Origin of the sequence: Sodalinema sp. (assembly GCF_046483825.1) — a bacterium.
GTDB lineage: Bacteria > Cyanobacteriota > Cyanobacteriia > Cyanobacteriales > Geitlerinemataceae > Sodalinema.
The window spans coordinates 1-23,497 of the sequence record NZ_JAWOCL010000283.1; the positions used below are offsets into that span (position 1 = coordinate 1).

General features: G+C 53.5%; 24 protein-coding genes, 1 tRNA gene and 1 pseudogene. 10 read left to right on the forward strand and 16 right to left on the reverse strand.

Annotated elements, in window-relative coordinates; translation table 11 throughout:
* On the forward strand, window positions 1-314 hold a 314-nt coding region (gene tnpA / locus R6U67_RS17960), incomplete at its 5' end, for an IS200/IS605 family transposase (protein ID WP_410253815.1).
* A gap of 91 nt (window positions 315-405) precedes the next feature.
* On the opposite strand, the gene R6U67_RS17965 is transcribed toward tnpA, so the two are convergent.
* Both R6U67_RS17965 and cheB read right to left on the reverse strand, forming a co-directional pair.
* Window positions 406-1,893: a TIGR03985 family CRISPR-associated protein gene (locus tag R6U67_RS17965; protein ID WP_410253816.1), complete on the reverse strand. Its 1,488-nt coding sequence runs from the start codon at window positions 1,891-1,893 to the stop codon at window positions 406-408.
* Window positions 1,894-1,979: 86 nt separating this feature from the next.
* Window positions 1,980-3,074, reverse strand: coding sequence for a chemotaxis-specific protein-glutamate methyltransferase CheB (gene cheB / locus R6U67_RS17970; RefSeq protein ID WP_410253817.1), 1,095 nt, complete (start codon window positions 3,072-3,074; stop codon window positions 1,980-1,982).
* A gap of 123 nt (window positions 3,075-3,197) precedes the next feature.
* Here cheB and R6U67_RS17975 point away from each other — a divergent pair, with 123 nt between their 5' ends.
* Window positions 3,198-3,464 (forward strand): helix-turn-helix domain-containing protein, encoded by a 267-nt coding sequence (locus R6U67_RS17975; protein ID WP_410253818.1) that lies wholly within the window; start codon window positions 3,198-3,200, stop codon window positions 3,462-3,464.
* Here R6U67_RS17975 and R6U67_RS17980 read toward each other — a convergent pair.
* From R6U67_RS17980 to R6U67_RS17995, 4 genes and pseudogenes are all read right to left on the reverse strand, one after another.
* Window positions 3,456-6,191, reverse strand: a complete 2,736-nt coding sequence (locus R6U67_RS17980) for an Hpt domain-containing protein (protein ID WP_410253841.1) — start codon at window positions 6,189-6,191, stop codon at window positions 3,456-3,458. The genes R6U67_RS17975 and R6U67_RS17980 overlap by 9 nt on opposite strands.
* Window positions 6,192-6,818: 627 nt before the next feature.
* A pseudogene (locus tag R6U67_RS17985) lies at window positions 6,819-7,268 on the reverse strand (Hpt domain-containing protein); the annotation flags it as partial.
* On the reverse strand, window positions 7,192-8,283 hold the full coding sequence (locus tag R6U67_RS17990) for a hypothetical protein (RefSeq protein WP_410253819.1): 1,092 nt from the start codon (window positions 8,281-8,283) through the stop codon (window positions 7,192-7,194). The gene R6U67_RS17990 and the pseudogene R6U67_RS17985, both read right to left, overlap by 77 nt.
* Window positions 8,284-8,453: 170 nt before the next feature.
* Window positions 8,454-9,419 carry a hypothetical protein gene (locus tag R6U67_RS17995; RefSeq protein ID WP_410253820.1) on the reverse strand — a complete coding sequence of 322 codons (966 nt, stop codon included), beginning with the start codon at window positions 9,417-9,419 and terminating at the stop codon, window positions 8,454-8,456.
* A 221-nt stretch (window positions 9,420-9,640) separates the two neighbouring features.
* Between R6U67_RS17995 and R6U67_RS18000 the strand changes: the two genes are divergently transcribed.
* Both R6U67_RS18000 and R6U67_RS18005 read left to right on the forward strand, forming a co-directional pair.
* A complete protein-coding gene (locus R6U67_RS18000; protein WP_410253821.1) occupies window positions 9,641-10,048 on the forward strand; it encodes a helix-turn-helix domain-containing protein in 408 nt (135 codons plus the stop codon).
* Window positions 10,049-10,050: 2 nt separating this feature from the next.
* The gene (locus R6U67_RS18005) at window positions 10,051-10,893 is read left to right on the forward strand and encodes a sulfite exporter TauE/SafE family protein (RefSeq protein WP_410253822.1); all 843 of its coding nucleotides are present in this window, start codon (window positions 10,051-10,053) and stop codon (window positions 10,891-10,893) included.
* Between the two features lie 8 nt (window positions 10,894-10,901).
* On the opposite strand, the gene R6U67_RS18010 is transcribed toward R6U67_RS18005, so the two are convergent.
* The 4 genes from R6U67_RS18010 to R6U67_RS18025 form a co-directional block, all read right to left on the reverse strand.
* Entirely contained in the window at window positions 10,902-11,429 is a 528-nt protein-coding gene (locus tag R6U67_RS18010) for a hypothetical protein (RefSeq protein ID WP_410253823.1), read from the reverse strand.
* Between the two features lie 137 nt (window positions 11,430-11,566).
* Window positions 11,567-12,571 (reverse strand): phenylalanine--tRNA ligase subunit alpha, encoded by a 1,005-nt coding sequence (pheS, locus tag R6U67_RS18015; protein ID WP_410253824.1) that lies wholly within the window; start codon window positions 12,569-12,571, stop codon window positions 11,567-11,569.
* A 135-nt stretch (window positions 12,572-12,706) separates the two neighbouring features.
* Window positions 12,707-13,546, reverse strand: a complete 840-nt coding sequence (locus R6U67_RS18020; protein ID WP_410253825.1) for a pentapeptide repeat-containing protein — start codon at window positions 13,544-13,546, stop codon at window positions 12,707-12,709.
* Window positions 13,547-13,636: 90 nt separating this feature from the next.
* Entirely contained in the window at window positions 13,637-14,845 is a 1,209-nt protein-coding gene (locus R6U67_RS18025; RefSeq protein ID WP_410253826.1) for a glycosyltransferase, read from the reverse strand.
* 236 nt (window positions 14,846-15,081) lie between these two features.
* Here R6U67_RS18025 and R6U67_RS18030 point away from each other — a divergent pair, with 236 nt between their 5' ends.
* Window positions 15,082-15,741: an SDR family oxidoreductase gene (locus R6U67_RS18030; RefSeq protein ID WP_410253827.1), complete on the forward strand. Its 660-nt coding sequence runs from the start codon at window positions 15,082-15,084 to the stop codon at window positions 15,739-15,741.
* 5 nt (window positions 15,742-15,746) lie between these two features.
* Here the strand turns inward: R6U67_RS18030 and aroF are convergent, their stop codons facing one another.
* The 4 genes from aroF to R6U67_RS18050 form a co-directional block, all read right to left on the reverse strand.
* Window positions 15,747-16,802, reverse strand: a complete 1,056-nt coding sequence (aroF, locus tag R6U67_RS18035) for a 3-deoxy-7-phosphoheptulonate synthase (protein WP_410253828.1) — start codon at window positions 16,800-16,802, stop codon at window positions 15,747-15,749.
* Between the two features lie 320 nt (window positions 16,803-17,122).
* Window positions 17,123-17,641: a photosystem II biosynthesis protein gene (locus R6U67_RS18040; protein ID WP_410253829.1), complete on the reverse strand. Its 519-nt coding sequence runs from the start codon at window positions 17,639-17,641 to the stop codon at window positions 17,123-17,125.
* Between the two features lie 72 nt (window positions 17,642-17,713).
* Window positions 17,714-17,983 (reverse strand): 30S ribosomal protein S15, encoded by a 270-nt coding sequence (gene rpsO / locus R6U67_RS18045; protein ID WP_410253830.1) that lies wholly within the window; start codon window positions 17,981-17,983, stop codon window positions 17,714-17,716.
* A gap of 84 nt (window positions 17,984-18,067) precedes the next feature.
* Window positions 18,068-18,208 carry a hypothetical protein gene (locus tag R6U67_RS18050; protein ID WP_087706733.1) on the reverse strand — a complete coding sequence of 47 codons (141 nt, stop codon included), beginning with the start codon at window positions 18,206-18,208 and terminating at the stop codon, window positions 18,068-18,070.
* Window positions 18,209-18,378: 170 nt separating this feature from the next.
* On the opposite strand from R6U67_RS18050, the gene psb27 reads away from it, so the two are divergent.
* From psb27 to R6U67_RS18075, 5 genes are all read left to right on the forward strand, one after another.
* Window positions 18,379-18,774 (forward strand): photosystem II protein Psb27, encoded by a 396-nt coding sequence (psb27, locus tag R6U67_RS18055; protein WP_410253831.1) that lies wholly within the window; start codon window positions 18,379-18,381, stop codon window positions 18,772-18,774.
* Window positions 18,775-18,871: 97 nt separating this feature from the next.
* Entirely contained in the window at window positions 18,872-20,431 is a 1,560-nt protein-coding gene (locus tag R6U67_RS18060) for a family 10 glycosylhydrolase (protein WP_410253832.1), read from the forward strand.
* A 115-nt stretch (window positions 20,432-20,546) separates the two neighbouring features.
* Window positions 20,547-21,179, forward strand: coding sequence for a DUF488 family protein (locus R6U67_RS18065; protein WP_410253833.1), 633 nt, complete (start codon window positions 20,547-20,549; stop codon window positions 21,177-21,179).
* Between the two features lie 246 nt (window positions 21,180-21,425).
* Window positions 21,426-21,872: a DUF488 family protein gene (locus R6U67_RS18070; protein WP_087706741.1), complete on the forward strand. Its 447-nt coding sequence runs from the start codon at window positions 21,426-21,428 to the stop codon at window positions 21,870-21,872.
* A 26-nt stretch (window positions 21,873-21,898) separates the two neighbouring features.
* Window positions 21,899-22,555: a dual OB domain-containing protein gene (locus R6U67_RS18075; protein WP_410253834.1), complete on the forward strand. Its 657-nt coding sequence runs from the start codon at window positions 21,899-21,901 to the stop codon at window positions 22,553-22,555.
* A gap of 59 nt (window positions 22,556-22,614) precedes the next feature.
* Here R6U67_RS18075 and R6U67_RS18080 read toward each other — a convergent pair.
* Window positions 22,615-22,687, reverse strand: a tRNA-Ala gene (locus R6U67_RS18080).
* A gap of 48 nt (window positions 22,688-22,735) precedes the next feature.
* The gene (locus R6U67_RS18085; RefSeq protein WP_410253835.1) at window positions 22,736-23,449 is read right to left on the reverse strand and encodes an HAD family hydrolase; all 714 of its coding nucleotides are present in this window, start codon (window positions 23,447-23,449) and stop codon (window positions 22,736-22,738) included.
* Window positions 23,450-23,497: the final 48 nt, after the last annotated feature.

Sequence of the window (23,497 nt, forward strand, 5' to 3'; positions counted from 1 at the left end):
TAACTCAAGAGAGTCTGGTGTTGCTCGAAAAGTTCTTCTACACGGTCGCCAGAAAAATGGATTTTGAAATTTTGGAGTTTAACGGCGAATGCGACCACATACACACGCTTATTGAGTATCCGCCGAAGTTATCGGTTTCTCAGATTGTCAATAGTCTTAAGGGTGTATCTAGTCGTAGATACGGACAAGCCAGCCTACCAAAGCCATACAAAAAAGATGCCTTGTGGAGTCCGAGCTATTTGGCGTCATCCGTTGGTGGCGCACCTGTCGAGATTCTCAAGCAATACATTGAGAATCAGAGAAAGCCGTCCTAGAAGGACGGGGTTTTAAACCCAAGTTTTTCGATAAAGGTACGCCCCCCCTCTTGCCTTTTGCCTCTTGCCTCTTGCCTCTTGCCTCTCTTCCCTAATCCCCAAAATACCAACCATGCTCCTGTTTCACCTCCAGGGCCATCTCATCCCGTAACTCTCCCGGAAATAAGACCTCACCCAACGGTCGCCAGGCCCGCAGACGCATCTGCACATTGATATCCCCGTGACGGTATAATGCCTGATAATAAGCATCCTCCGGGGAACGCGATCGCCACACCGACAACAGCCGCTCCCGATCATCCGGCTCAGCCAACTCTCGAATATGACGTTCAACCTGCTCATAAGAAATCTGCTTAAACGTCTCATGGCGAAACGTTCGGGCAACATAACCCTCATGAAACTGCCGTTCAAACCGCAAAATCAAGAGACGAGCCGGTAAATAAAAATCAAACCCCCACACCGATTCCATCTCGGCGCGAATCTCATCGGGAACCGGTAACCGCTGCTCCTGATCAGCCTGATGCAAGAAAAAAGGCAACTCCTGCGAATCCCAACTCAAGGCTTCCAACGCCTCAATATGATCTAAGCGGAAATTGTACCACTGCCCTTGCCCCGTGGGCGTTTGGCCAAAACCGCAGAGATAAATCGATCGCCGCATATAATAACAACAGACCGGATACACCACACAAGAGCGCGATGTCCGCAGCCGCGAACTGCGATACAACAACCGCACCGGCGGGACTTGAGGCTGTTGCCAGAGTTGATACAAGGCCTCAATACCATCCTCAACTTGGTCAATCTGGCCATCGCGCACCACATAATCCACATGGACAAAAAACCGCTGTACCCCCGCCACTGGCTGAGCGTAGCGTTGCGCTAAACTCGCAAAATCCAAATTACCAAATAGCACCTCTGCCGAGGCCATCATCCCACCCGACGGACGCTCAGAACGGTCCCTGGGTAACGCCTTCGCCACCGCTTCCGTCACCCATGCCGGTAACCTCTCCAACGGCTCAAACTTATGACCCCGCCGCCGTAACAACCCCAACTCCACCAACAAGCGTAAATCATCGGCCAGCGATCGCCGCGTCACCCCAAACAACCGCTGTTGTAAGCGTTCGTGCCACTCCGACAACTCCACCCCCAACTCCGTGCAAACCTGCTCAATCCAGGCCTCCATCCCCGCCGAACCCACCACCGACTGCACCCAATCATAGGCCGTGCGACTACAGGGACAGCGGCGATCGTGAAGTGGTGGAACCTCCTCCCCCTTCGGATGTCCCGGAGTAAAAAAGCGATCGCGCCACTGAGCATAACTAAACAAACCAGGCGTTCCTGGCGTCACCTCCTCCCAGAGCGACCGATACTGACGACCATACAACAACTGAAGCCAAACCCATAACCGCAGCGATCGCAACCCATGTTGACAAAACACCCCCCGCGTCAATCGTTGCAACAACAGCGGTGACGGCTCAATCCGCTCAACCCCGCCCACCCCCGCCACCGCTGAGGCTTGAGACTGAGATAACTTAAGAGAATGTCGCTTACGGCTCGACAGAGGCAGTCCTTTAGAAGCAGTCATGGAACGATCAGATAATTCGGAATTAGCCGCTTCCAATTATTCCCTATCTAGGAACGAAAGAAAAGCCCTAGCCCGCAATTCGTAACCTAACTCGGGCTTGGCACATTAAACAAACGTTTCAACAGAACCGGAGCAATCTCACCGAGGGGCAAAATATACTGAGCCGCCCCGAGAGCGATCGCCTCCTTCGGCATCCCAAACACCACCGACGTCGCCTCATCCTGAGCGATCGTGACCCCTCCCACCTGAGCGATAGACTGCATCCCCACCGCGCCATCCTTCCCCATCCCCGTCAGCAAAATGCCCACACAATGCCGTCCATAGACCGCCGCCACCGACTCAAACATCACCGTCACCGAAGGACGATGGCCCGAAAACGGCGGTAGCGGGGCCGACGCAAACACACCGCGACGACTAAACGTTAAATGCTGATTCTCCGGCGGAAAATAGACCACCCCCGCCTCCGCCCGCATCCCCACCTGAGCAATGCGAACCGACACCGCACATTCAGCATCAAGCCAATTCACCAACCCCGTCAAAAAGCCACGACTAATATGTTGCACACAAACCACCGGAACCGGAAAATTCCGGGGAATTTGCCGTAAAATCCCCTGTAACGCCTGCGGACCCCCCGTCGAGGCTCCAATCGCCACCAACTCATACGTCCGTTGTCTCACCTCCGGCGCAATCGACGACACCGGCCGCACCACCGATTCCGCCGTTCCAATCTCGCGAGGGCGACGAGACTGGCCCATCAACTGACGACGATGAGTAAACACCGCCACCCCCGACAACACCCGAATTTTGGTAATCAACTCCTGCTGCAAATCATTCCAATTATTCGCCCCCCCATCAATCGGTTTCGGCAACACATCCACCGCCCCCGCATTCAACACCCGAAACACATTCTGCGTATCCTCCGCCTGTACCGACGCACTCAACACCAAAATCGGCCGGGGCATCGTGGCCATAATCTCCTGAGTCAATTCCAGGCCATTCATCTCCGGCATATGAAAATCCGTGCAAACCACATCCGGCCGCGCCCGCGCCATCATCGTTAAAGCTTCCTTCCCCGTACGGGCCATCCCCACCAACTCAATATCGGGATAAGTAGCTAACATCCGCCGCAGAATCACCTGCACAACGGGAGAATCTTCAGCAATCAGAACACGAATGGGCATGTTTAGTCGTCGTCAGAATTGGCAAAGCTCTCGGTAAATCTCAAAGAGCGTTCCTTTAGCTTAATCGGCCAGAAGCCCCGCACTCTACGCGAAGCGTGAGTGTCGTATGGGAAAGCCGAGGCGATGGAGTCGAACGAAGTCGCCAAACTCTTGTCGTTATTCCTAGGGAGCATTGCTACTTCCTTAAGCTATAATAACAGCATATTTGTATTGACCGACTCATATCGGATTGACCCAGATCTAGAACAAGAACTCCAGATGCTGAATTGGCCCGAGACTTGCCGCAAAGTCTATAACGACGCGCTCGGGGAGCGCCAAGACTGGCTCAACAGTCGAAAGTGCTCGGTCAATACTTGCAGCCTCCAGAAAGAGTACATCATCTCAGATTAACCGCTGGAGGGTTTCGACTAAAACATCTTGATTAAAACTACTTTTTGTGATATAAGCATTCGCGCCTGCATCAGCACCGCGACGACGATCCTCATCCGTTGCCAGAGAGGTCACCAAAACAATCGGCAATTCACTATACTCCTGATGATTGCGAATCCGAGCCGTTAACTCCAACCCATCGAGATTGGGCATTTGAATATCTGAAACCACGGCATCAAAGCGGCCACTGCGCAGTTTATTGTAACCATCGAGGCCATCGACGGCCGTCACCACCCCATACCCAGCCGCCTCCAAAATTCGTTTTTCCTGAGTGCGGGTGGTAATCGAATCCTCCACCAACAACAACATCTGTTTAGCCGGAGTTTCCGCCTGACTCGATGCTGGCTCAATGATCTCAGAGCTAACATTGGCCCGACGATGGACACCGCGCACCGATTTAATGATATCCACCGGATTCAGCACCATACAGACCTCCCCAGTGCCGAGAATCGTCGCCCCCGACACATTGCGAACCCGTTTCAGGAGCTTACTCTGAGGCTTGAGAATGGCATCTTGTTCATCAATGAGGCGATCGACCAATAACCCCAACCAATCCTCACCGACTTTCAGCAAAATACAGGCAAACGATGATTGCTTATCCTCCATCTGCGCCCGAATGGGTAACTCCAAAATATCCGCCAAGTGAACCACCGAAATCGGCTGATTATCATGGAGAATCGTCTCGCGGCCTTCCAGAGAAAAGATATCATCCGGGGCAATCATCAACGCCGTTTGCACAAACTCCACCGGCAGCGCATAGGCCTGTCGCGGTAGAATCGTCCTCGTGGCTTCATGGTAAATATGACGCACCTCTAGGAGTAACACATGAGCCGTTGCCAGAGTTGTCCCCAACTGAAGATGAATCGAACAGCCCTGGCCCCGATTCGACTTGACCTGAACCGACCCTTTCAACCGTTCAACATTGGCCCGCACCACATCTAACCCCACACCCCGGCCCGAGACTTCTGTCACAAAATTGCGCGTCGAGAAACCGGGCATAAAAATCAAGTTTTGGATCTGGTTCGGCGTCATGGTGTCGAGTTCCATGGCCGAGGCCACCTCATTTTTAATTGCCGTTTTTTTAATTTTTTTGAGATCCAAGCCCTGTCCATCGTCACTCACCTCGATCGCAATGGTACTGGCCGTTTGGTAGCCCCGCAGAGTGATCGTCGCCGTACTGGGTTTTCCCTGACGTTGGCGTTCTTCAGGAGACTCAATCCCGTGGTCGATCGCATTGCGGATAATATGCGTCAGAGGATCTTTCATATCCTCCAAAATCCGTTTATCTGCTCGCGTGTCGCCGCCGATAATCTTGAGACGCACCTCTTTTCCCTGCGATCGCGCCAAATCCCGAACTAGCCGAGGATAGAGATTAAAAATCGTCGATAACGGCAGCAACCGCAGCGTTCGCACCCCTTCCTCAATCTCATCGGCCAGGGTTTCTAACCGGGCCGTGTCCTCAGCAATCCCCACCTGGAGCCGATTCACCAACTTACCCAACGTTTCGAGACGAGCTTCATTCTGTTCTTGCAAGCGATAGAAATTCAGCAACGCCCCCTCGGAGATGGGAGCCTGAGCCGCCGCACCCATTCGACTAACATGGCCATTCGTCCCTCTCGTTCCCCCCCCGCGCTGCTCAATGGTTTTTTGCAACTCATTCTGGAACGGCTGATTGAGTTTTAAAGGCGTATTACCCGCCTCTCGCGCCCACTCTTCCCAAAACGCCACCACTTCTTCGATTTCCGAGAGTCGGTGCGCGATGCGAATTTTCGTAACCGTCAATTCCCCAGCCGTCGTCATCAACGCATCGAGATTTTGCGTATCGACCCGGATCGTATCAATGCGATAATTCCCATCATGATGATCCGCCCCCGACGAATTCGAAGAAGTCTCCGACGGTTTAGCCCGAGCTGGCGTCGGTGCTGGCTGTCCCGTTTCGCCGCGCAATCGAGCTAGACTCTCCATCAAAGACAGTTGAGCCGGACTGTTGCTGATGGCCTCATCAACCAATCGTCGCAAATCTTTAATCCCGTCCCCGAGGCGATCGCACAGGGAACTATCAAAGGTTTCTCGCCCCTGTTTCACCGGTAGCAATTGTTGTTCCCACTCATGAGCCAGTTGGGCCATATCGCTAATCCCCAACATCGCCGCATCGCCTTTAATGCTATGGATTTCCCGCAACACCTCATCGAGTTTCGACTCATCCTGGGGATGCTCTTCTAAATACAACAATCCCGCATCAAGTTTTTGCAAATGATCCTCACTGGCCACCTGAAAGGTTTGTCGTAACTCGTCGTCCTCGATATAGCGACTTTCCGCCACCGGAGGAGCCGCGTTGTCCTCCTCCGACTCACTCTCAGACTGTTCAGGCGGGGTAATGGCTTGGTGAATCAAACGCCGGATGCGATCGAGGCCCATCAGTAGGCGATCGCATTTTTCATTATCAATACTCACCTGGCCCGACTTCACCGGAGCGAGTTCTTGTTCCCAGTCATGGGCCAACTGGGCCACCGCCGTCACCCCCAACATCCCCGCATCTCCTTTGAGGCTATGAACTTCCCGTAGGATATCTTCAAGTTTGGCCCGATCATCAGGGAATTGTTCGAGATGCAGTAAGCCGTCATAGAGTTTTTGCAGATGATCTTGACTGGCCTGTTGAAAAGTATGGCGCAGTTCATCATCTTCAATATAGGTGGCCGTCTCCTGGCTCGCTGTCCCTTGAGGAGCCGGCGAGGGACTCGGGGGGGCGGCCTCACTCAGCGGCGGCGGGGATAGGCGCGGGTGGAAATGGGCGCGAATGGCATCGAGTCCATCATAGAGATGATCGGCTTGGGCTTCAAAACTGCCACCACTCTCAATGAGAGTCACCAGATCTTGTTTCCAGTTCTGGGTTAACGTCTGTAACTGGCCATCATCTCCCGTTAACTGCTCTAACCGATCAAGATCCCGAAACAGAGACTCAATGCGATCGCTCTGCTGGATCGTCTCCTGGGCCGCCTCATCTGAATCATGGTCTTCTAGGGCTAAGAATTCCGCTTCAAGGCGGCCGAGGATATCATCGGCCTCAAGGGCGTCTGCTGATGTCTCTGGAGGTCGCCCAGGGGATCTCTCAGGGGTCTCAGCCCCCCGAGACACCAGCGAGCGCGGTTGAGTGGTTCGGTTCTCAGCCGGGGCTGAACTGGAGGACTGGGCCTCATCTCCGTGAGAGGACACCGTCGACTCCTGAGATCCCATCAATTTCGCCAAAATATAGAAGGTTTGAACCCCCGACGGCTCCCCAGTAATCGCTTCTCGGACCAGGCCATCGAGGGCCGTTAAGCCCTCGTCTAGCCGTTGCTGAACCTCGTCATCAAAGTTAACCTGACCGCCCTTGACCTGGCTCAGTAGATGTTCCCACTGTTGGGTTAAGGTGGCGATGTCTTTTAGCCCCAACATCCCGGCGTTACCTTTGAGGGAATGGCTTTCTCGAAGTAAGTCCTCTAGGGTCTCCGCATCTTTAGGATTCTCTCGCAACTCGGCCAATCCTGCTTTGATTTTTCGTAAGCCATCTTCACTGGCTTCTTGAAAGATTCCCCGGAGTTCTTCATCTTCAATTAGCATTGTTTGGACGACTCCCCCATAACCGTGGATAGTGGATGACTGCCTCGGTTTTGTTGCCATCCTCGTCCATCTTAACGGATGCTGTTGCTCACTTGTTTCGTCCCGCTGTTTTGGCTTGTTCGAGGGCGATCTCTTTGACGGCCTGCAACGATTCACCGTTGGCATGGCCTTCAATGGCTTTGACGGCTAACTCTTGAACTTGCTGTAAGGTGGCCTCAAGCTGTTGACTCAGAGACTGGATTTGCTGTTGGCGATCGCCGATGGTACGTTCTAAGCCCTCAATTTGCAACTCATAGCGGCGTTGTTGTCCCTCAATCTCTTGCTGACGCAGTTCCAGGGCGCTATTGACTTGATGGGTGGCGATCGCCTCTCCTTGGCGTTTCCCGTTGTGAATCTGCTCGTCTCGCTGGCCCGGGAAGGCCGCCACCTTAGCCTGTAACTCAGTCCACTCCGCTTCCCGTTGCGCGATCGCCGTTTCTCGCGCCTCCCAGGCCTGTTCCTGTTCTTGGCGAGATTCCTCCAGTTGACGGTATTGCTCCTGTAACTGTTGCTGATAGCGTTCCTCGTCGATTTCTTGGGCAATGGCTCGTTGATAATAATACTCTTCATTCTCCCGTGTCCAGATGGTTTCGAGTCGTTGCCGTTCTTCGTCAAAGGAATGTTGCCAATCAGCTTGTTCTTTGCACCAAGCCTCTAGCTGAGCGTGCAACTCCTGTTCTAACTCCTCCTGTTCCGCCTCAAATTCCTCGGCAAATTGTTTGGATTCATTGCGATAACTCTCAACCAAGGTTGTGAGAGTTGTCTCATCCACAGACTCAATTTCATAGAGATTTTGCAAGCGCTCTTGTTCAGCTTCAATAGCACTTAAAACCTCTGCAAATTTGCTAGCATCTCGGGTTAAAACCTCCGAAAGCTGACTGACAAATCCCCCAAACCCCAATTGAATTTGCTGCAATTGAGCTAAGGTATCGTGACCCTGAACGATGGTTTGTTCTGGTTGATCTGACCGCTCAGAGGAACGTGAGTCTGTTGAGGAATTGGGACTAGCAGCAGGTTTGGGGTCCGGCGATCGCTGCGCCTGTTTCACTTGAGCCTGCAAGTGTTTTTTCTCATCGAGCAATGCCTCATACGCCTCTAAAATTTCGGCTTTAGTATTCCGAGAATTGATGCGTTTAGCCATAACAAAAGACTCCAAAATATTGTTTTATTCGAGCAAAAAAATGTTGCTCTCTCGGTGATTTCGGTCGGTAATTTCGGTTTCCAATAACACAACTCGGAAGAGAGCGACCACAAGGGTAAACCCCTATTGCCTCTTGCCTCTTGCCTCTTGCCTTCTTCTCCCCTATTCCCTTAATTAAACGCCTGCACCGACAAGGTCCGCGCCTGTTGCCGCGCCTCTTGCAGTTGAGCGTTAATCTCAGCCAGTTGGTTATCTTGCTGCGCCAACACCGCCTCTAAAGACTCCAGTTTCACCTGATAGCCTTGTTCGCGTCCCTGCCAAGTCTTCTCAAGCAACTCACGACGGCTGCGTGACTGCCGATGAACCTCTTGGATCGCTTCAGTTTTCGCCGTTTCAAAGGCTTGCTGTAACTCCTCCTCAAAGCCCGTCACCCGCTGGCGATCGCGCTCAATCTCGGCTTGATGAGCCGTTAACACCGCTTCTCGGGCGTTCCAATCTTTCTGCTTCATCTGACCCTGTTGGGCTAACTCGATCTCCTGTTCTCGGGCGGCTCGGGCATAATCATCAGCATCCCGTTGTCGCTGCTGTTGCTGATGATACGCTGCATCAGCTTCTTCCTGTTGCCGTTGTTTTTGCCGCTGTTGCCGTTGGTTCTCCCAAATCTCCTCATGCTGCTGTTGGTCCTGTTGCCAGCGTTTGTGGGTTTGCTGGCGGCGTTTGTCGAGGGATTCGTATTCCTGGGCGATGCGATCGCTCAGTTGTCGTCGTTTTTCGGCGTGTTCTCCCCGCAACAGATACAGGTGATCGGCGACAATGCCAATGTCATGGAGTTGTTGTTGCTGTTGTCGGGCAATGGCGATCGCCCGTTGCAGGTGATCTTGCTTCTCGAACTCCCCTCGCAGGCGATCGCCCAACTGAGTCACCGTCGTATCCACCTCCAGTTGCAAGTCCGCTAACCCCCGCACAATAGCATCGGGCGTATAACCGGCAACCCGAGACACTAACTGCTGATCCTCATGCTGTTGGACGTCTTCCTCTCGCGTCCTCACGTGATAGGCCTGCTGTTGCTGTCGGGCTAAAATCCCCTGGAATTGCTCAAATCGAACCCTTTTATCGTCCTGTTGCTCATTACTCACGACAAGATCCTCCTCGGAGTCGTTGCTGGCTAATGGTGTCAGGTTAATCTAATCCATCGCTGGCGAGGAAGGTCGGATTGAGCCTTGGCCGGAGCCTTAGCCCAATCCAACGGGGTCTGCTGCGTCGCTCTCGCTAGCGGTGTTGATTTTTAAATCAACCTAACTCTACTGTAGCGACCGTTGATTTTTTTGTCAAGGGCTGGCTAAACTAAAGAGGCCAAATGCCGGTCGAGGGCGATCGCCCCAGAGAACCGTTGCGCCCTAGCCCCGAGGATCAGATCGTGGAAGAAAGCTTTGGACAAGTCATTCGTAGCGCCCGCAAAGAATTAGGACTCTCCCAGCGAGGCCTAGCCCAGCAACTGGAATTAGACTTCACCTACCTCTCCAAACTCGAGAACGATCGCGCCGACTACGCCGCCAAAGAAGAGGTGATTCGGGCCATTGCCCAATGTCTCAACCTCAACGCCGAAGAACTGGTGTTTCTGGCTGGGCGCACCCCTCGCCGCTACGAGAGTTTTCTCAAACAGCACGCCCAGGACCTACCGCCCCTGTTTCGCCGCCTGTCCGAGAATCCCGACTTCGCCGCCGAGGTATTCCGCCTGGCCCGACAACCGCGTCCCAAATCCTAACCATGGAGATTGGACAACTACTACTGATTTTCTTAGGACTCATCACCGGCATCGCCTCAGGAGTCCTGGGCATCGGCGGCGGAATTTTGATGGTTCCGGGCCTACTCGCTTGGGGCTTACCCATCCAACAAGCCAGCGCCACCAGTTTAGTCGCCGTCTTCATCAACGCCCTCTCAGGAACCGTGCGTAACTGGCGAGCCGGAGACTCACAGCCTCGGGGGTCTTTGGGCTTAGCCATCGGCGGCATCAGTACCGCACAACTTGGGGCCGAGGTAGCCACCTGGGTTCCCGCCTGGGCCTTAGCCTTTAGTTTCGCCGCCTTGCAACTGCTGACGATCTATTTCATGGGTTTGCGTCGCCGTCTGGCCCAAAACCTTAAGGGCCAAGACCTTGAGGCCCAAGACCTTGAGGCCCAAGACCTTGAGGCCCAAGACCATCTCACCTCAAAGATAGACTCAATTCCCCCAGGGCGGGCCATGGCGATCCTGATTAGCATTGGACTCCTGGCCGGATTTCTCTCAGGCCTATTCGGCATTGGCGGTGGTGCGGTCATGGTTCCGCTGCAAATGCTATTGGTTGGCATGGCCATTAAACCCGCGATTCGCAACAGTTTAGGAGCGATTATGTTTATCGCCCTATCCGGGTTAATCCGACATAGCGCAGCGGGCAATGTTTTTTGGCTGGGGGGAGTCTTATTAGGCCTTGGGGGAATGATTGGGGCGCAATTGGGCAGTCGCAGCCTCCCCAAGTTGCCCGACTCCCTCGTCAATGTCTTATTTCGCCTCCTATTGCTGGCCATGGCCGGCTATACCGTGGCGCGGGGAATTGAAGGTTTGCGGGGTTAGAGAAACCATCAATCCACCAATTCTTCGAGCCAAGTATTGGAGAATTGACAATCTTGGAGGGTTCCATCGGAAAGGGCCATATCCCTGGGATCGTCACTGCTAAACGTCGTCTCCCCCGTGCGAGCCTGCTCGTAGGCTCGTTCATCGGTCATCAAATCCAGCGTCGAGCGACGATAGCGACATAGGGCATAGACCGCCCGCCGTTGGGGCCGTTCCACGTTAAAGGCATTCATTTGCACCACACAGCGGTCATCCTCCCAACCTCGCACCCGCGCTTCGATCACAATCCTCCCAAAACCGATGGCCGTGGCCACCGGTTGGCAATGCTTGAGTTGATCGAGATAGTCCACAGACTCGACATAGTTCGGTGGACTGACGGGTTGAACCGGCCGGCCATTTTCAAGGCAGGTTCGTTGGCCGCTGCTATCTTCGTAGAATTGCGGACAATCCGGGTCATTGGCTAGGGCGGTCGAGCTGAGGTTCGCCAGTAGGGTTAGGCTTAAGCTCAGAGTCATCAGGGAAAGGGGTTTGAGCATGGGGGATTGACGACAACACTGAAATGTTGCTCTTTTCTCCCTGCCACCCTAACAGGTATACCGAGAGGGTCCATAGGACGCTGGCCTCTCGTTTGGCCCGGCCCGGATCGATAATGTCGATAATGTCGTTAATATCGTTAATTGAACTGATTGAGGAACCGCAAATCGCTGTTATAGAGGCGGCGGATATCGTCCATTTGGTGTAGAACCATGGCAAAGCGTTCCACCCCGAAGCCTGCCGCAAAACCGGTGTAGCGTTCACTGTCGTAGCCGACCGCCTCTAGCACATTGGGATCGACGGTTCCGCAACCGAGAACTTCGAGCCAGTCTCCTTTCCATTTCACATCCACTTCGGCACTGGGTTCAGTGAAGGGGAAATAACTGGGGCGAAAGCGAATTTCAACATCCCCGAAGATTTGCCGCACAAACTCGCGAATGGTTCCCTTTAAGTCGGTGAAGGTGAGTCCCTCATCAACAGCTAAGAGTTCAATTTGATGGAACACCGCCGAATGCGTGGCATCCACCGTATCGCGACGATAGACACGTCCCGGGGCGACGACGCGGATGGGGGGCTGTTGCTGTTCCATATAGCGAATTTGCACCGAGGAGGTGTGAGTTCGCAAGAGGCGATCGCCGGGCAGGTAGAAGGTATCCTGCATATCCCGGGCCGGGTGATCTGCCGGAGTATTCAGGGCCTCGAAGTTGTAATAATCCGTCTCAATTTCCGGTCCCGTGGCCACGGTGTAGCCCAGGCCGACAAAGATATCGAGGATGCGATCGATGGTGCTATTGAGGGGATGACGACGGCCTTGGGGAACCACCAGCGCCGGCATGGTGACATCGAGGGTTTCTGAGGCGAGACGGGCTTGAATGGCCGCTTGTTGTAATTCATCCTTTTTGTCACTGAGGGCGGCTTCTAGGGCAGTTTTGACCTCATTGGCCAGCTTTCCGATGCGGGGGCGATCGCTCTTATCGAGTTGACCCATTCCGCCGAGAATTTTCGAGACTTGTCCTTTTTTACCCAAATAGCCAACCCGCAGCGATTCTAACTGATCGAGGCTATTGGTGGCCGTGATTTCGGCGATCGCCGTCGTTTGCAGGTCGGTGAGTTGGGTTTCTAGGCTGTTGGAGGTTGTAGGCATGGGGAAGAAGGGAACAGGGAACAGGGAACAGGGAACACCGGAACTGGGAACAACCCACCCCTCGCCCCTCCCAAGAGGGGAAAGACGTAGGGGCGTACCTTTATGGTCGCCCTAGGCAAGAGGGGGGAACAGGGGTTAATCGTGACGGGTTCCGTCGGGGAGAATGGCGCCGTGGAGATTGGCGGCCGTCATGTGGGCGCCCCAGACATCGGCCCCGGTGAGGTTGGCGTAACTCAAATCGGCACTGGTTAAATCCGCCATCTTTAAATCCGCTTGCGTTAAATCGGCATTACTGAGGTTCGCGCCGTAGAGATTGGCTTGATCGAGTTTCGTCCCCTTTAACGAAGCCCCCATCAGATTCACTTCCGTGAGATTCGCGCCCGTCAAAATCGAACAGGTCATGTTGGCCTTTTGCAGATTCGCCCCCTCAAACGAGACTCCTCCCATATTGGCATAACTGAGATTGGCTTCCTCAAAATAGGCGCGGATGAGTTCTACCCCCATCCAACTGGCGCCGCGTAAGTCAGCCCCGCGCAAATCGGCATCATGGAGTTTCACCTGATCTAACTTCACCTGGCGGAAGTTGGCCCCGCGTAAACTCGCTTCACAGAGGTTAGCCCCTTCCAGGTTGACTTCCCGAAAGTCTGACTCGTATAAATCTGCCCCTTTGAGACAGGCTTGGCGCAAATCCACACGATATAAGTCCGTCGATCGCATCTCCACTTGCGTCAAATCGGCACCATAGAGACTCGCCCCCACCAGGGAGGCCCCATTGAGGCGGGCGCCAACGAGATCGGTTTTCGACAAGTCAGCCCCGCGTAAATCTGCATCCGTGAGGGAGGCGCCGCTGAGAATGGCGTCTTTGAGGCAGATCTGATAGAGATCAGCCCGACTTAGGGAAATGCGCCGCAAATCAACGCCACTAAAATCGCGAACGCCAGTGCCATAGCGATTTAATAGTTCAGCCGCGTCCATAAGGTTCCAATAACAACGGTGGTTTGGCGGTTAGCCAGCAGAGATTATCTTATACCGTTTGGGCAGTTGGGGATAGGGTGGCCGCCGGAGTTAGCCGCTGCGATCGCCTCGGTGGCCACCGGGATAAACACGCCCTTTCCAAGCGCCTCCTCGCCCCAAGAGATGTCGCAGGGCAGAATCGAGGGTCATGAGGGTATACAGGGCCGCAATCAGGGGCAGGATCAAGCCCAGAAATGGCGGTTGACGGTAGAGGGACAGGGTGGGAAAAAGGGAAAACGCCATCAAGGACCAGCTGGCCAGGCCCAGCAGGGCGATAAACGATTGCTCGTTGGCTAAGCCCCAAATTAGGGCAATGGGGGGAACCCAATAGGTGAGGCCCATGCCGATGACGGTTAGCAGCAGCAGCAGAGGAGAGTAGTTGAGTTGGGTATAGGCGGTTCGGGCCACCATTCCCCAGATACTCCCAAGTCCGGGATAGGCCCGTAAACTGATGGTTTTGTCGGCTAGACCTAACCAGATACTATGATAGTCGTTGCCATCGGATTGTTTGACGGCTTGGGCTAAGGCACAGTCATCGATGAGGGTTTGTTTGATGCTGGCTAAGCCACCGATGCGATCGAGGGCCTGACGACGAATGAGAATGCAGCCTCCAGCGGCGGCGGCGGTGCGTTTTTGGGGGTTATTCACCCAATCGAAGGGATAGAGTTTTTGGAAGAAATAGATAAATGGGGGAATGAGTAGTCGTTCCCAAAGACTCTCGCAGCGCAATTTCACCATCAGGGAGACGAGATCGAGGCCTTCCCGTTCGGCTTTAAAGAGCAGTTGTCGTAGGTTATGGGGATGATGTTGGATATCGGCGTCGGTGAGGAGATAATAGACGGGGCTGTAGCGTTGGGCATAGCGGATGCCTTGGTCCATGGCCCAGAGTTTCCCACTCCAGCCGGGGGGGAGGGGATCGGCGGTGATAATGTCGAGTTGGGGCAGATGCAGTTGTAATTCGTTGGCTAGGGTTTGGACTTCGGCGGCGATCGCCTCGGCAATTTCGGCGGTTCCATCGTCACTGCGATCATCGACGAGAATCACCCGAAAGCTGGTGACGGCCTCTTGCAGAAGCAGCGATCGCAGGGTTTTGGGCAGTAACTCGGCTTCGTTGCGGGCCGGGACGATCGCACAGACACTGGGTAAGGGATCGACGTTGGCCGGAACGGGACGTAAGCGAATGTGCGATCGCCAAAACTGACCCCGCAGGGCCAGTAAACCAATCCAAATCGCCAAGGAGAGTAGGGTGAGAATGAGCATGGTGGGGGGGAAGGCAAAAGGCAAGAGGCAAGAGGCAAGAGAAGGGAACAGGGAACACCGGAACTGGGAACAGGGAACAGGAGAAGAAGAGGCAAGAGGCGCGTCTGCTTGCGGTGGGAGGCTTCGGGGAATTGGGGACTGTTGCCGCCATAGTCGATGCCACCATAGTAGAACTGGGTGGCAATTTCCTAAACTAGATCCAGAAAACCGTTCAACCGGGAGTTAAACTCACAATTATGGCAACCTATCTCATTACAGGGGCCAATGGCGGCATTGGTCGTGAATACTGCCGACAACTGAAACAACGGGGCGATGAGGTGATTGCCGTCTGTCGTTCGAGTTCCCCAGAATTAGACCAATTGGGGGTTCGCGTCGAAACGGGCATTGATATTACCTCTGACGCGGCGGTGGCCGATCTCGTCTCTCGCTTAGATGGGAAACCTCTCGATGTTCTCATCAATAATGCTGGGATTTTGCAGTCGATTCCTCTCGAACACCTAGATTTTGACGGGATTCGCCGCCAGTTTGAAGTCAATGCGATCGGCACGTTGCGCGTCACTGCGGCCCTGTTGCCCAATCTCTCTCAAGGGTCAAAACTGATTCTCATGACCAGTCGCATGGGATCGATTGAGGATAACACTTCGGGTGGGTCCTATGGTTATCGGATGTCCAAAGTCGCCATGTCGATGGCGGGTAAGTCTCTCTCCCATGACCTGAAACCCCGAGGCATTGCTGTGGCCATTCTGCATCCGGGCCTCGTCAGTACCCCCATGACCCATCACACAGGAATACCCCCAGCGGAGTCCGTTGGGGGCTTGTTGCAGCGGATTGATGACCTCACCTTAGAGACGACGGGAACCTTTTGGCACGCCAATGGTGAGGTTTTACCCTGGTAGGGGAATTAAACGAGTGCCGGTTGTTTTTCCCAACGTCCGACGGCATTCCCGATGACGGCCAGTTCTGTCATCAGGTCTTCAAATTCCTCTGGGGTTAGGGATTGGGCGCCATCGGAGAGGGCTTTTTGGGGGTTGGGGTGAACTTCAACCATGAGGGCATCGGTTCCGGCGGCGACGGCGGCTTTGGCCATGGCCGGGACGAGATGCGCCCAACCGGTTCCGTGGCTGGGATCGATGGTGATGGGGAGATGGGTTAGGGTCCGTAACACGGGGAGGACTGAGAGATCGAGGGTGTTACGGGTGTAGCGGCGATCGAAGGTGCGAATGCCTCGTTCGCAGAGAATCACGTTGGGATTCCCGGCGGCGAGGATGTATTCAGCGGCCATCAGCCATTCTTCGATGGTGGCGGAAATGCCTCGTTTGAGGAGAACGGGTTTGTCTTGGGCGCCGATTTTTTTCAGGAGGGCAAAGTTCTGCATGTTCCGCGCCCCTACTTGCAGGACATCGGCCACTTCGGCGATTTTCTCGATGTCATCGGCATCCATGACTTCGGTGATAATTCCCAGTCCCGATTGTTCTCGGGCGGCGGCTAGGAGTCCGAGGGCGCTTTCGCCATGACCTTGGAAGGCGTAGGGAGAGGTGCGCGGTTTGTAGGCCCCACCGCGCAGGAATTTGGCCCCGGCGGCTTTGACGTTTAGGGCGGTTTGCACGATCATCTCTTCGCTTTCGACGGAACAGGGACCGGCGATGGTGACGACGGGTTGATGTTCTCCGAAGAGGACGGGTCCCTCGGGGGTGGTGACGGAAATGTCGCTGGGTTCGCCGTGACGGAATTGGCGGCTGGCCCGTTTGAAGGGTTCTTCGACGCGCAGGACTTGTTCAATCCAAGGGCTGATCTCTTGCAGTTGCAAGGGATCGAGTTCGGCGGTGTCTCCTACTAGGCCGATGACGACTTTGTAGCGTCCGAAGATGGTTTCGGGGGTTAGTCCCCGTGAGGACATCTCTTCGTTGAGGCGATCGACTTCGTCTTGGGGGGTCCCCACTTTCATGACGATGATCATTCAGATTTTCTCCTTTAATACGACGGGTAACAGTTAATCGCGGCTTGTTGACAAGCCTGTTAACGGGCTTGTTAGCGATTCACGGTATTGACGGTTGACACTTGAAAAATTTGTTAGCTTAGGCGATCGGCTGCTTTGGCATCCGGTTCTATCGGGCGACGGTTCTTTTCCCATTCTAGTGAACCTACTCCAGATTTTCCCAGGACTCAGTTTGTTGACAAATGAATAAAAGTATGGTAGTTGCCAAAAAAGAGGAGGCCAGTCCGACAGACTCGCCTCCTAATGCCATTCACGATTCGTTAGTGATTCGTTGGTGTCGCCTATTCTTTTTTCCAGGCTTGTCGCATTCGTCCAAAGTTGGTTTGGAATTCGCGCCACCCCAGTTTACTGCCGGGATCGGCTTCATCCCAGGAGGCGGAGAGGAGTCCGTAACTTAGTCCGAGAACTCCTAAGCCAAAGAGTCCGCTACTGACGAGTAAGACGGCAATGCTGGGGAGGGGAAACCACTCTTTTTGAATGATGAAGTAACTCCCCACTAGACTCAGTACTCCTAGACTGGTGGGGGTTCCGCTAAACAGGGCCATGCGCGTGATCATGCGCCGACTGACGGATTCGGGGATGGGGGCTTTTTGAGGCTGGCCTGAAGGGGAGGCGCTGGGTTTGGGGGCGTTTTTGGCTTTGGAAGAGGCCTTAGGAGAGGCCTTAGCCGATGAGGGTTTGGCGGATTCAGAACGATCCGCCCCCGAATCGGCGGCTGGGGCTGATTTGGGGGCTTTGTCTTTTTTACGCTTTTTCGCCGGTTCAAAGGGCAGGCGATCGCGCGAGGAGTCGGAAGCCATGGTGAGGTTGAGGGTGACGGCAACGGAGACAGTGGATCGGACTGGGGTGGATCAGACTTCGGTTGAGGCGGTTTAACCGCGAATGCCGAGGCGAGTGATCAGGTTGCGATACTCCTCTTCGCTTCTCTTGCGGATATAGCCGAGGAGACTTTTTCGCTGACTAATCATTTTCATCAGTCCTCGTTGGGAGGAGAAGTCTTTTTTGTTGCTGCGCAGGTGCATACTGAGGCGGTTAATGCGCTCGGTGAGCATGGCAACTTGGACTTCGGCTGACCCCGTATCGGTTTCGTGGGTCTGGTATTGGGAAAAGATTTCCTGTTTTTCGGTTTGGGTCAGAGACATAAGATAGGTTTAGAGGCTCGGTTAACTCAGCAATAAACCAATATAGCACAGGGGATGAGGTTGCTGGTTATTTTGGGGTCGGGTCTAGCGTTGTTCTCGTTTTTCGCGATCTTGGCGACGGCGATCGCGCCATTCGGCAAAGGTGAGGTAGGCAATACCGCCGGTGACGAGGGCGAGCAGAACTAGGGCGGCCACGGCGAGGCCGGTGAAGGTGGGGTTAGTCATGGCAAGTTACGGTGAGCTTACGGTGAGATGGGTAATCAGTGAATCATCTTTTGGGCATTATGCCATTGACGCGGGGAAGCGGTGAAGGTGATCCCGCTCAAGATGCTGGGGCAATATCACGGTAGGATTGGAAAGATTGACATCCATCTATTGCTCGGTAACTTAGTTTTATGAATCGATTGGTCTCACGCCTCTTGGCACTCTTACTCGTGGTGGTGGTCGGACTAACCGGCTGTTCAGCCGGGTCTAACTTAACCGGAGATTATCGCCAAGATACTCTGGACTTGGTGGGTAGCTTGCGCGAAGCCATTGAACTCCCGGAGGGAACTCCTGAGAAAATGGAAGCCCAAGCGGAAGCGAAAACCCGTATTGATAACTTTTTCTCCCTCTATCGCCGGGATTCCTCGGTGGCCAGTTTGCCGTCGTTTACGACGATGCACACGGCGTTGGATGCTTTAGCGGGTCATTATCGCTCCTATGGTAATCGTCCTCTGTCGAAAAAGCTAAAAACTCGTTTGGAACAAGAGTTTAAACAAGTTGAAATGGCAGTTCAACGGGGTCGGTAGTGACCCCTTCGATGGGCGATCGCCCAGTTTTTGACGGATTCATGGCGCGATCGCCTGCATTTGGGATTACAGTTGTTTCCTCCACTCTATTGGCCCTATGGTTGCCTCGTTCTCTGCCGGATCGCCCACCGCCTCGACGGCTGTGGGATTTTTGCTCTATCAGCTCTCCCGTGGGCTGTCGGGACGGGTTTCTTCGATGGCGATGGCGTTGTCGATGGGGCTGACACCGTTGCTGAGTTCTCCTGAAGCCGCAACGGCCCAATTCGCCCCTTCAAATCCCTGTCGTCTCCCAGCGGAGGCGATTGTGGCCAAAGAAAACCTACGTCAAGCGGCCTTGCAGGGGGATGCTGAGGCCCAGGCGGAGTATCAGCGACAGATTCAACTCCACGCTACGGATTTGGAGAACTGTCGCCGCGACAATTGGCCGCAAAATTTAGCCCTCTGGTTACGACTCTACTCCTGTGATGCCTATCCAGGGGTGTTAGATGAAGTCCTCGATCGCATCGTCAGTCGTGGCTACAACGAGATTTATGTGGAAGTTTTCTACGATGGCCAGGTGTTGTTGCCCCTGAATGATAATCCCACGGTGTGGCCGTCGGTGGTGCGATCGCCCCAGTTGGGCGATCGTGACTTATTAGCGGAGGTGATTCGTAAAGGCCATGAACGAGGACTAAAGGTCTATGCCTGGCTGTTTACGATGAATTTTGGCTATTCTTACGGACAACGCGGCGATCGCGTCAATGCCATCGCCCGCAATGGGGCCAACGAAACCACCCTCAATCGCACTCGTTCAGAAGATACGGCCTATGACAGCGAACTCCATAGTTACGCCTCTCAAACCTTCATCGACCCCTACAGTCCCGAAGCTCGACGAGACTATGAATGGCTCCTCCATGCTGTCCTAGAGCGGCAACCGGACGGGGTCTTATTTGATTATGTACGCTATCCTCGACTCCCTGGCCGTGATTCGGTGGCCAGCAATGTTCAACAACTGTGGATTCACGGGGAAGCCTCCCGCAACGCTCTGTTAGACCGCGCTCGTAATGATGTTGCCCGCAGTTTATTGGACCGCTATTTACAGCAAGGCTTTCTAAGTGAGGGAGACATCGAGCGAATTCGCCAACAGCATTCTGACGAAGACCAACCCCGTTGGCAAGCCGTCAGTCGTCCGGCGGTTTCTCTACAAAATTATCTCTGGAATTTGAGTGTGGCTCACGCGGTCCAAGGGATTCTCGATTTTGTCCATCGCGCCGTCGAGCAGGTGAATCCTCATAATATCCCTTCGGGAGCGGTGTTTTTTCCCAATGGCAATCAGCCGGTGGGGGAGCAAGGATTTGATTCCCGTCTCCAGCCCTGGGACCGCTTTTTACCCTCGATGGAGTGGCATCCTATGGTATATGGGGTTTGCGGCGATACCAGTTGTTTAACGGACCAAATGGAACGGGTGATGGCCTTTGCGGCTGAGGAAACTCGGGTTGTGCCGGCCTTGGCTGGGGTTTGGGGAGAATCGGTGACCAATCGCCCTTCTCTGGAGACTCAGATGTCGGCCATTCGTCAGGTGGCCCCGAGTGTGAATTCAGTGAGTCATTTTGCCTATTCTTGGCAGTTTCCGGAGTCCGATCGCGATCGCAAGGCTTGCACCATCCCACGACCGTAACCGATTGACAGACCCTAAGTCATCTTTCATACTTGATTATGACTCTCAGCCACGACTTAGGTTGTCTGCCAACAGCCTCGTTCTACATCCCCCACATCCACGTCCCGGACGAGCCATGGAACTTTTCAGTATCGGACATTCCAACTCCAGCATTGAGGCATTTCTGCATCTCCTCAAACAGCACCAGATTACTGCCCTTGCTGATGTGCGATCGGCTCCCTATAGCCGTTTCTTGCCCCACTTTAATCAAGAGAATCTCAAGTTATCCCTAACCAATGCGGGGATTCATTATGTCTTTTTAGGCAAACAACTCGGGGCCAGACCTGACAATTTAGCCTGTTATGTGGGCAAAAAAGCCCCATATGAAAAAATTGCGGCGACCGAGGAGTTTCAGCAAGGATTAAAGCGACTCATCACGGGGTTGAAAACCCATCGTATCGCCGTGATGTGCGCCGAAAAAGACCCACTCACCTGTCATCGGGCCATCCTCGTCTGTCGTCACGCCAAACAGGTGAATCCTCAAATCAACGTTCATCACATCTTACAAACTGGCGAGTTAGAATCCCAGCATCAGTTAGAAGAACGACTCCTGATTAAACAGGGATTTCAGGCGGTGACGAGTCAGGCCAATCCTGCGGTTCAATTGTCTCTTTTTGCCAGTCCCGAGGAGACGCTCCCCAGTCGAGAGGACTGTTTAAAACAAGCTTATGAACGTCAAGGAGATGAAATTGCCTATGTTGAAAAATAAACCCGGAAAACATGGATCTTTAGGTTTTAGGGTTATCAGAAAAAATCATAGCAGATTAAACCCTTTGCCGTCGGGGCGAAAAATCCAAAAAATCCCCTCCTGGGAGGGGCTAGGGGTGGGTTACCCGACAGGTTGGTATCCAAGGCAACAAATTATTGGTCCAAATTACAGCCGATTTCCTGAAGACTCGCCAAACTCTCGTTTCAGTCCATTTGTAAACCCGTCAACTTCATCGCGACATCAAACATGAACGATTCCATTAAACTCTTCACCATTGGTTTTACCAAAAAAGGCGCAAAAACCTTCTTTGAATCCTTGCAAAATGCCGGTGTAAAACGACTCTTAGATATCCGGCTAAACAACGTTTCTCAACTGGCGGGATTTGCCAAAAAAGCCGATTTAGAATACTTCCTCAACACCATTTGCGATATTGACTATGCCCATCTCCTAGACCTCGCTCCCACCAAAGAAATTGTGGACGAATACAAGAAAAATAAAGGAGATTGGCAACACTACGAAGTGCAGTTTTTAGAGTTAATTCGCCAACGGAAGATTGAAGACAAAGTTTCCCCCGATCTCATTGATGGTGCCTGTTTCCTCTGTAGTGAAGCCAGCCCCAATCATTGTCATCGACGGTTAGTGGCTGAATATCTCAATCAACAGTGGGGAAATGTTGACATTCAGCATCTTTGAAGACGTAAAACTCGGCTTAGATGGCTATGACAACACTCATTTGCCTTGCGAATTCTTGGAAACATCAGGGACGATGTCTAGCGGGGATACATCCCGAGACGGGGCAATGGATTCGACCGGTTTCTGACCTAGAGGATGGTCGCATTCCCCAGCGAGTCGGCTCGATTCGGGTCAAAGAGATTAAACTCCTAGAGGTTTGGGAGATTCCCTTAGCGGAAACGGGGCCGGATTTTGGTTTCGCGTCGGAGAACCGACGGATTTTGCCGGGAACCTGGCGGAAGTTGGGAACGGTGACTGTAGAGGCAATGTTGCCCTATTGTGAGACGGAGACTGAGATTTTGCATAATACACGAGCCTACGTGACGATTCCTCAGCTTCAAGCGTTACCGTTTCAGCAACGACGCACCTTGCAGTTAGTGGAGACGCAACAGTTTACGACAACTGTGGCTCGGGTTCGCCAACAAGGGGGTCATCAATGGAAGGGTGACTTAGTGACGACGGGAGGACGGCGATTGCAGGGACGAATTACGGACCCGGAGTTGGTGAAACGGCTCGATTGGGGCTATGAACCGAGTCATCATTGTTTGGTGACGGTGAGTTTGGGGATGCCCTGGGTTCCCCCGAATTGGCAGGGAGATGCCCCTTGTTGGAAGTTGATTGCTGGGGTGATGGATGGGGGATAGGGATGTTGGCGTGGAACAATCGGCAGTTGACGGTCTCCCAAAAACCCGAACCCTGTGAATGGAGAATAGGGGATTCGAACCCCTGACCTCTGCGGTGCGATCGCAGCGCTCTACCAGCTGAGCTAATTCCCCCAATTGTAGTTATCGACCGTAGCACGATATGGGTTGAATGTCAAGACCTCAGAGACTCACCGCTGGCGTGGGGTTAAACGCCGCCTGAACCCGGTCTAACTCCAACTCCCCCAACGCATCCACCACCCAGTCCGCTCGTCGCTGCAACATATGCACCGGATAGGTATTGGCCACCCCCACCACCTGCATTCCGGCTCGTCTGGCCGCCTCAATCCCGGCGGGACTGTCTTCAATGGCTAAACACTCCTGGGGGGTTAACGCTAACTCAGGATGTTGCTCATTTAACTGGTGTACCGCCAACAAATAGCCCTCAGGGTCCGGTTTACTCGAAGCCGTATCATCCCCCGTCACCCGGACTGGAAACTGAGATAAGAGTTCAATCTGACGTAACACGGGTTCGACTTCTTGCCGCAACGCCCCACTCACCAGGGCTAAATGTAAATTTTTCAGCCGTAGTTTTAAAATAAAATCCACTAAACCAGTATAAATTGGCAACTCATCTAATGCCTCAATTTCTTGGCGGTATCCCTGAGATTTCTTCTCCATTAACCCCTGCAACGATTCCGGCGTTAACACCCGTCCCTGACGCTCCCATAACGCCTGCAACCCGGCGCGATCGCTGCGTCCTAAACAAACCTCTTGAATCTCACTTTTATCCGGTCGTAAATTCTCCGACAACAGCAACTGAGCAATCAACTCCAGATGAATTGCCTCATCATTAATAATGATGCCATTAAAATCAAAAATAACCGCTTTTAACATCGTCACGTTTACTCCATCACAGAACCCCCAGGGGGCAAACCCAGAGGT

What these genes read in the sequence shown, in the direction of transcription:
- R6U67_RS17965 (WP_410253816.1), bottom strand. Translation starts at nt 1,893, where the DNA reads ATGACTGCTTCTAAAGGACTGCCTCTGTCGAGCCGTAAGCGACATTCT.
- cheB (WP_410253817.1), bottom strand. Translation starts at nt 3,074, where the DNA reads ATGCCCATTCGTGTTCTGATTGCTGAAGATTCTCCCGTTGTGCAGGTG.
- R6U67_RS17975 (WP_410253818.1), top strand. Translation starts at nt 3,198, where the DNA reads ATGGAGTCGAACGAAGTCGCCAAACTCTTGTCGTTATTCCTAGGGAGC.
- R6U67_RS17990 (WP_410253819.1), bottom strand. Translation starts at nt 8,283, where the DNA reads ATGGCTAAACGCATCAATTCTCGGAATACTAAAGCCGAAATTTTAGAG.
- R6U67_RS18000 (WP_410253821.1), top strand. Translation starts at nt 9,641, where the DNA reads ATGCCGGTCGAGGGCGATCGCCCCAGAGAACCGTTGCGCCCTAGCCCC.
- R6U67_RS18005 (WP_410253822.1), top strand. Translation starts at nt 10,051, where the DNA reads ATGGAGATTGGACAACTACTACTGATTTTCTTAGGACTCATCACCGGC.
- R6U67_RS18010 (WP_410253823.1), bottom strand. Translation starts at nt 11,429, where the DNA reads ATGCTCAAACCCCTTTCCCTGATGACTCTGAGCTTAAGCCTAACCCTA.
- pheS (WP_410253824.1), bottom strand. Translation starts at nt 12,571, where the DNA reads ATGCCTACAACCTCCAACAGCCTAGAAACCCAACTCACCGACCTGCAA.
- R6U67_RS18020 (WP_410253825.1), bottom strand. Translation starts at nt 13,546, where the DNA reads ATGGACGCGGCTGAACTATTAAATCGCTATGGCACTGGCGTTCGCGAT.
- R6U67_RS18025 (WP_410253826.1), bottom strand. Translation starts at nt 14,845, where the DNA reads ATGCTCATTCTCACCCTACTCTCCTTGGCGATTTGGATTGGTTTACTG.
- R6U67_RS18030 (WP_410253827.1), top strand. Translation starts at nt 15,082, where the DNA reads ATGGCAACCTATCTCATTACAGGGGCCAATGGCGGCATTGGTCGTGAA.
- aroF (WP_410253828.1), bottom strand. Translation starts at nt 16,802, where the DNA reads ATGATCATCGTCATGAAAGTGGGGACCCCCCAAGACGAAGTCGATCGC.
- R6U67_RS18040 (WP_410253829.1), bottom strand. Translation starts at nt 17,641, where the DNA reads ATGGCTTCCGACTCCTCGCGCGATCGCCTGCCCTTTGAACCGGCGAAA.
- rpsO (WP_410253830.1), bottom strand. Translation starts at nt 17,983, where the DNA reads ATGTCTCTGACCCAAACCGAAAAACAGGAAATCTTTTCCCAATACCAG.
- R6U67_RS18050 (WP_087706733.1), bottom strand. Translation starts at nt 18,208, where the DNA reads ATGACTAACCCCACCTTCACCGGCCTCGCCGTGGCCGCCCTAGTTCTG.
- psb27 (WP_410253831.1), top strand. Translation starts at nt 18,379, where the DNA reads ATGAATCGATTGGTCTCACGCCTCTTGGCACTCTTACTCGTGGTGGTG.
- R6U67_RS18060 (WP_410253832.1), top strand. Translation starts at nt 18,872, where the DNA reads ATGGTTGCCTCGTTCTCTGCCGGATCGCCCACCGCCTCGACGGCTGTG.
- R6U67_RS18065 (WP_410253833.1), top strand. Translation starts at nt 20,547, where the DNA reads ATGGAACTTTTCAGTATCGGACATTCCAACTCCAGCATTGAGGCATTT.
- R6U67_RS18070 (WP_087706741.1), top strand. Translation starts at nt 21,426, where the DNA reads ATGAACGATTCCATTAAACTCTTCACCATTGGTTTTACCAAAAAAGGC.
- R6U67_RS18075 (WP_410253834.1), top strand. Translation starts at nt 21,899, where the DNA reads ATGACAACACTCATTTGCCTTGCGAATTCTTGGAAACATCAGGGACGA.
- R6U67_RS18085 (WP_410253835.1), bottom strand. Translation starts at nt 23,449, where the DNA reads ATGTTAAAAGCGGTTATTTTTGATTTTAATGGCATCATTATTAATGAT.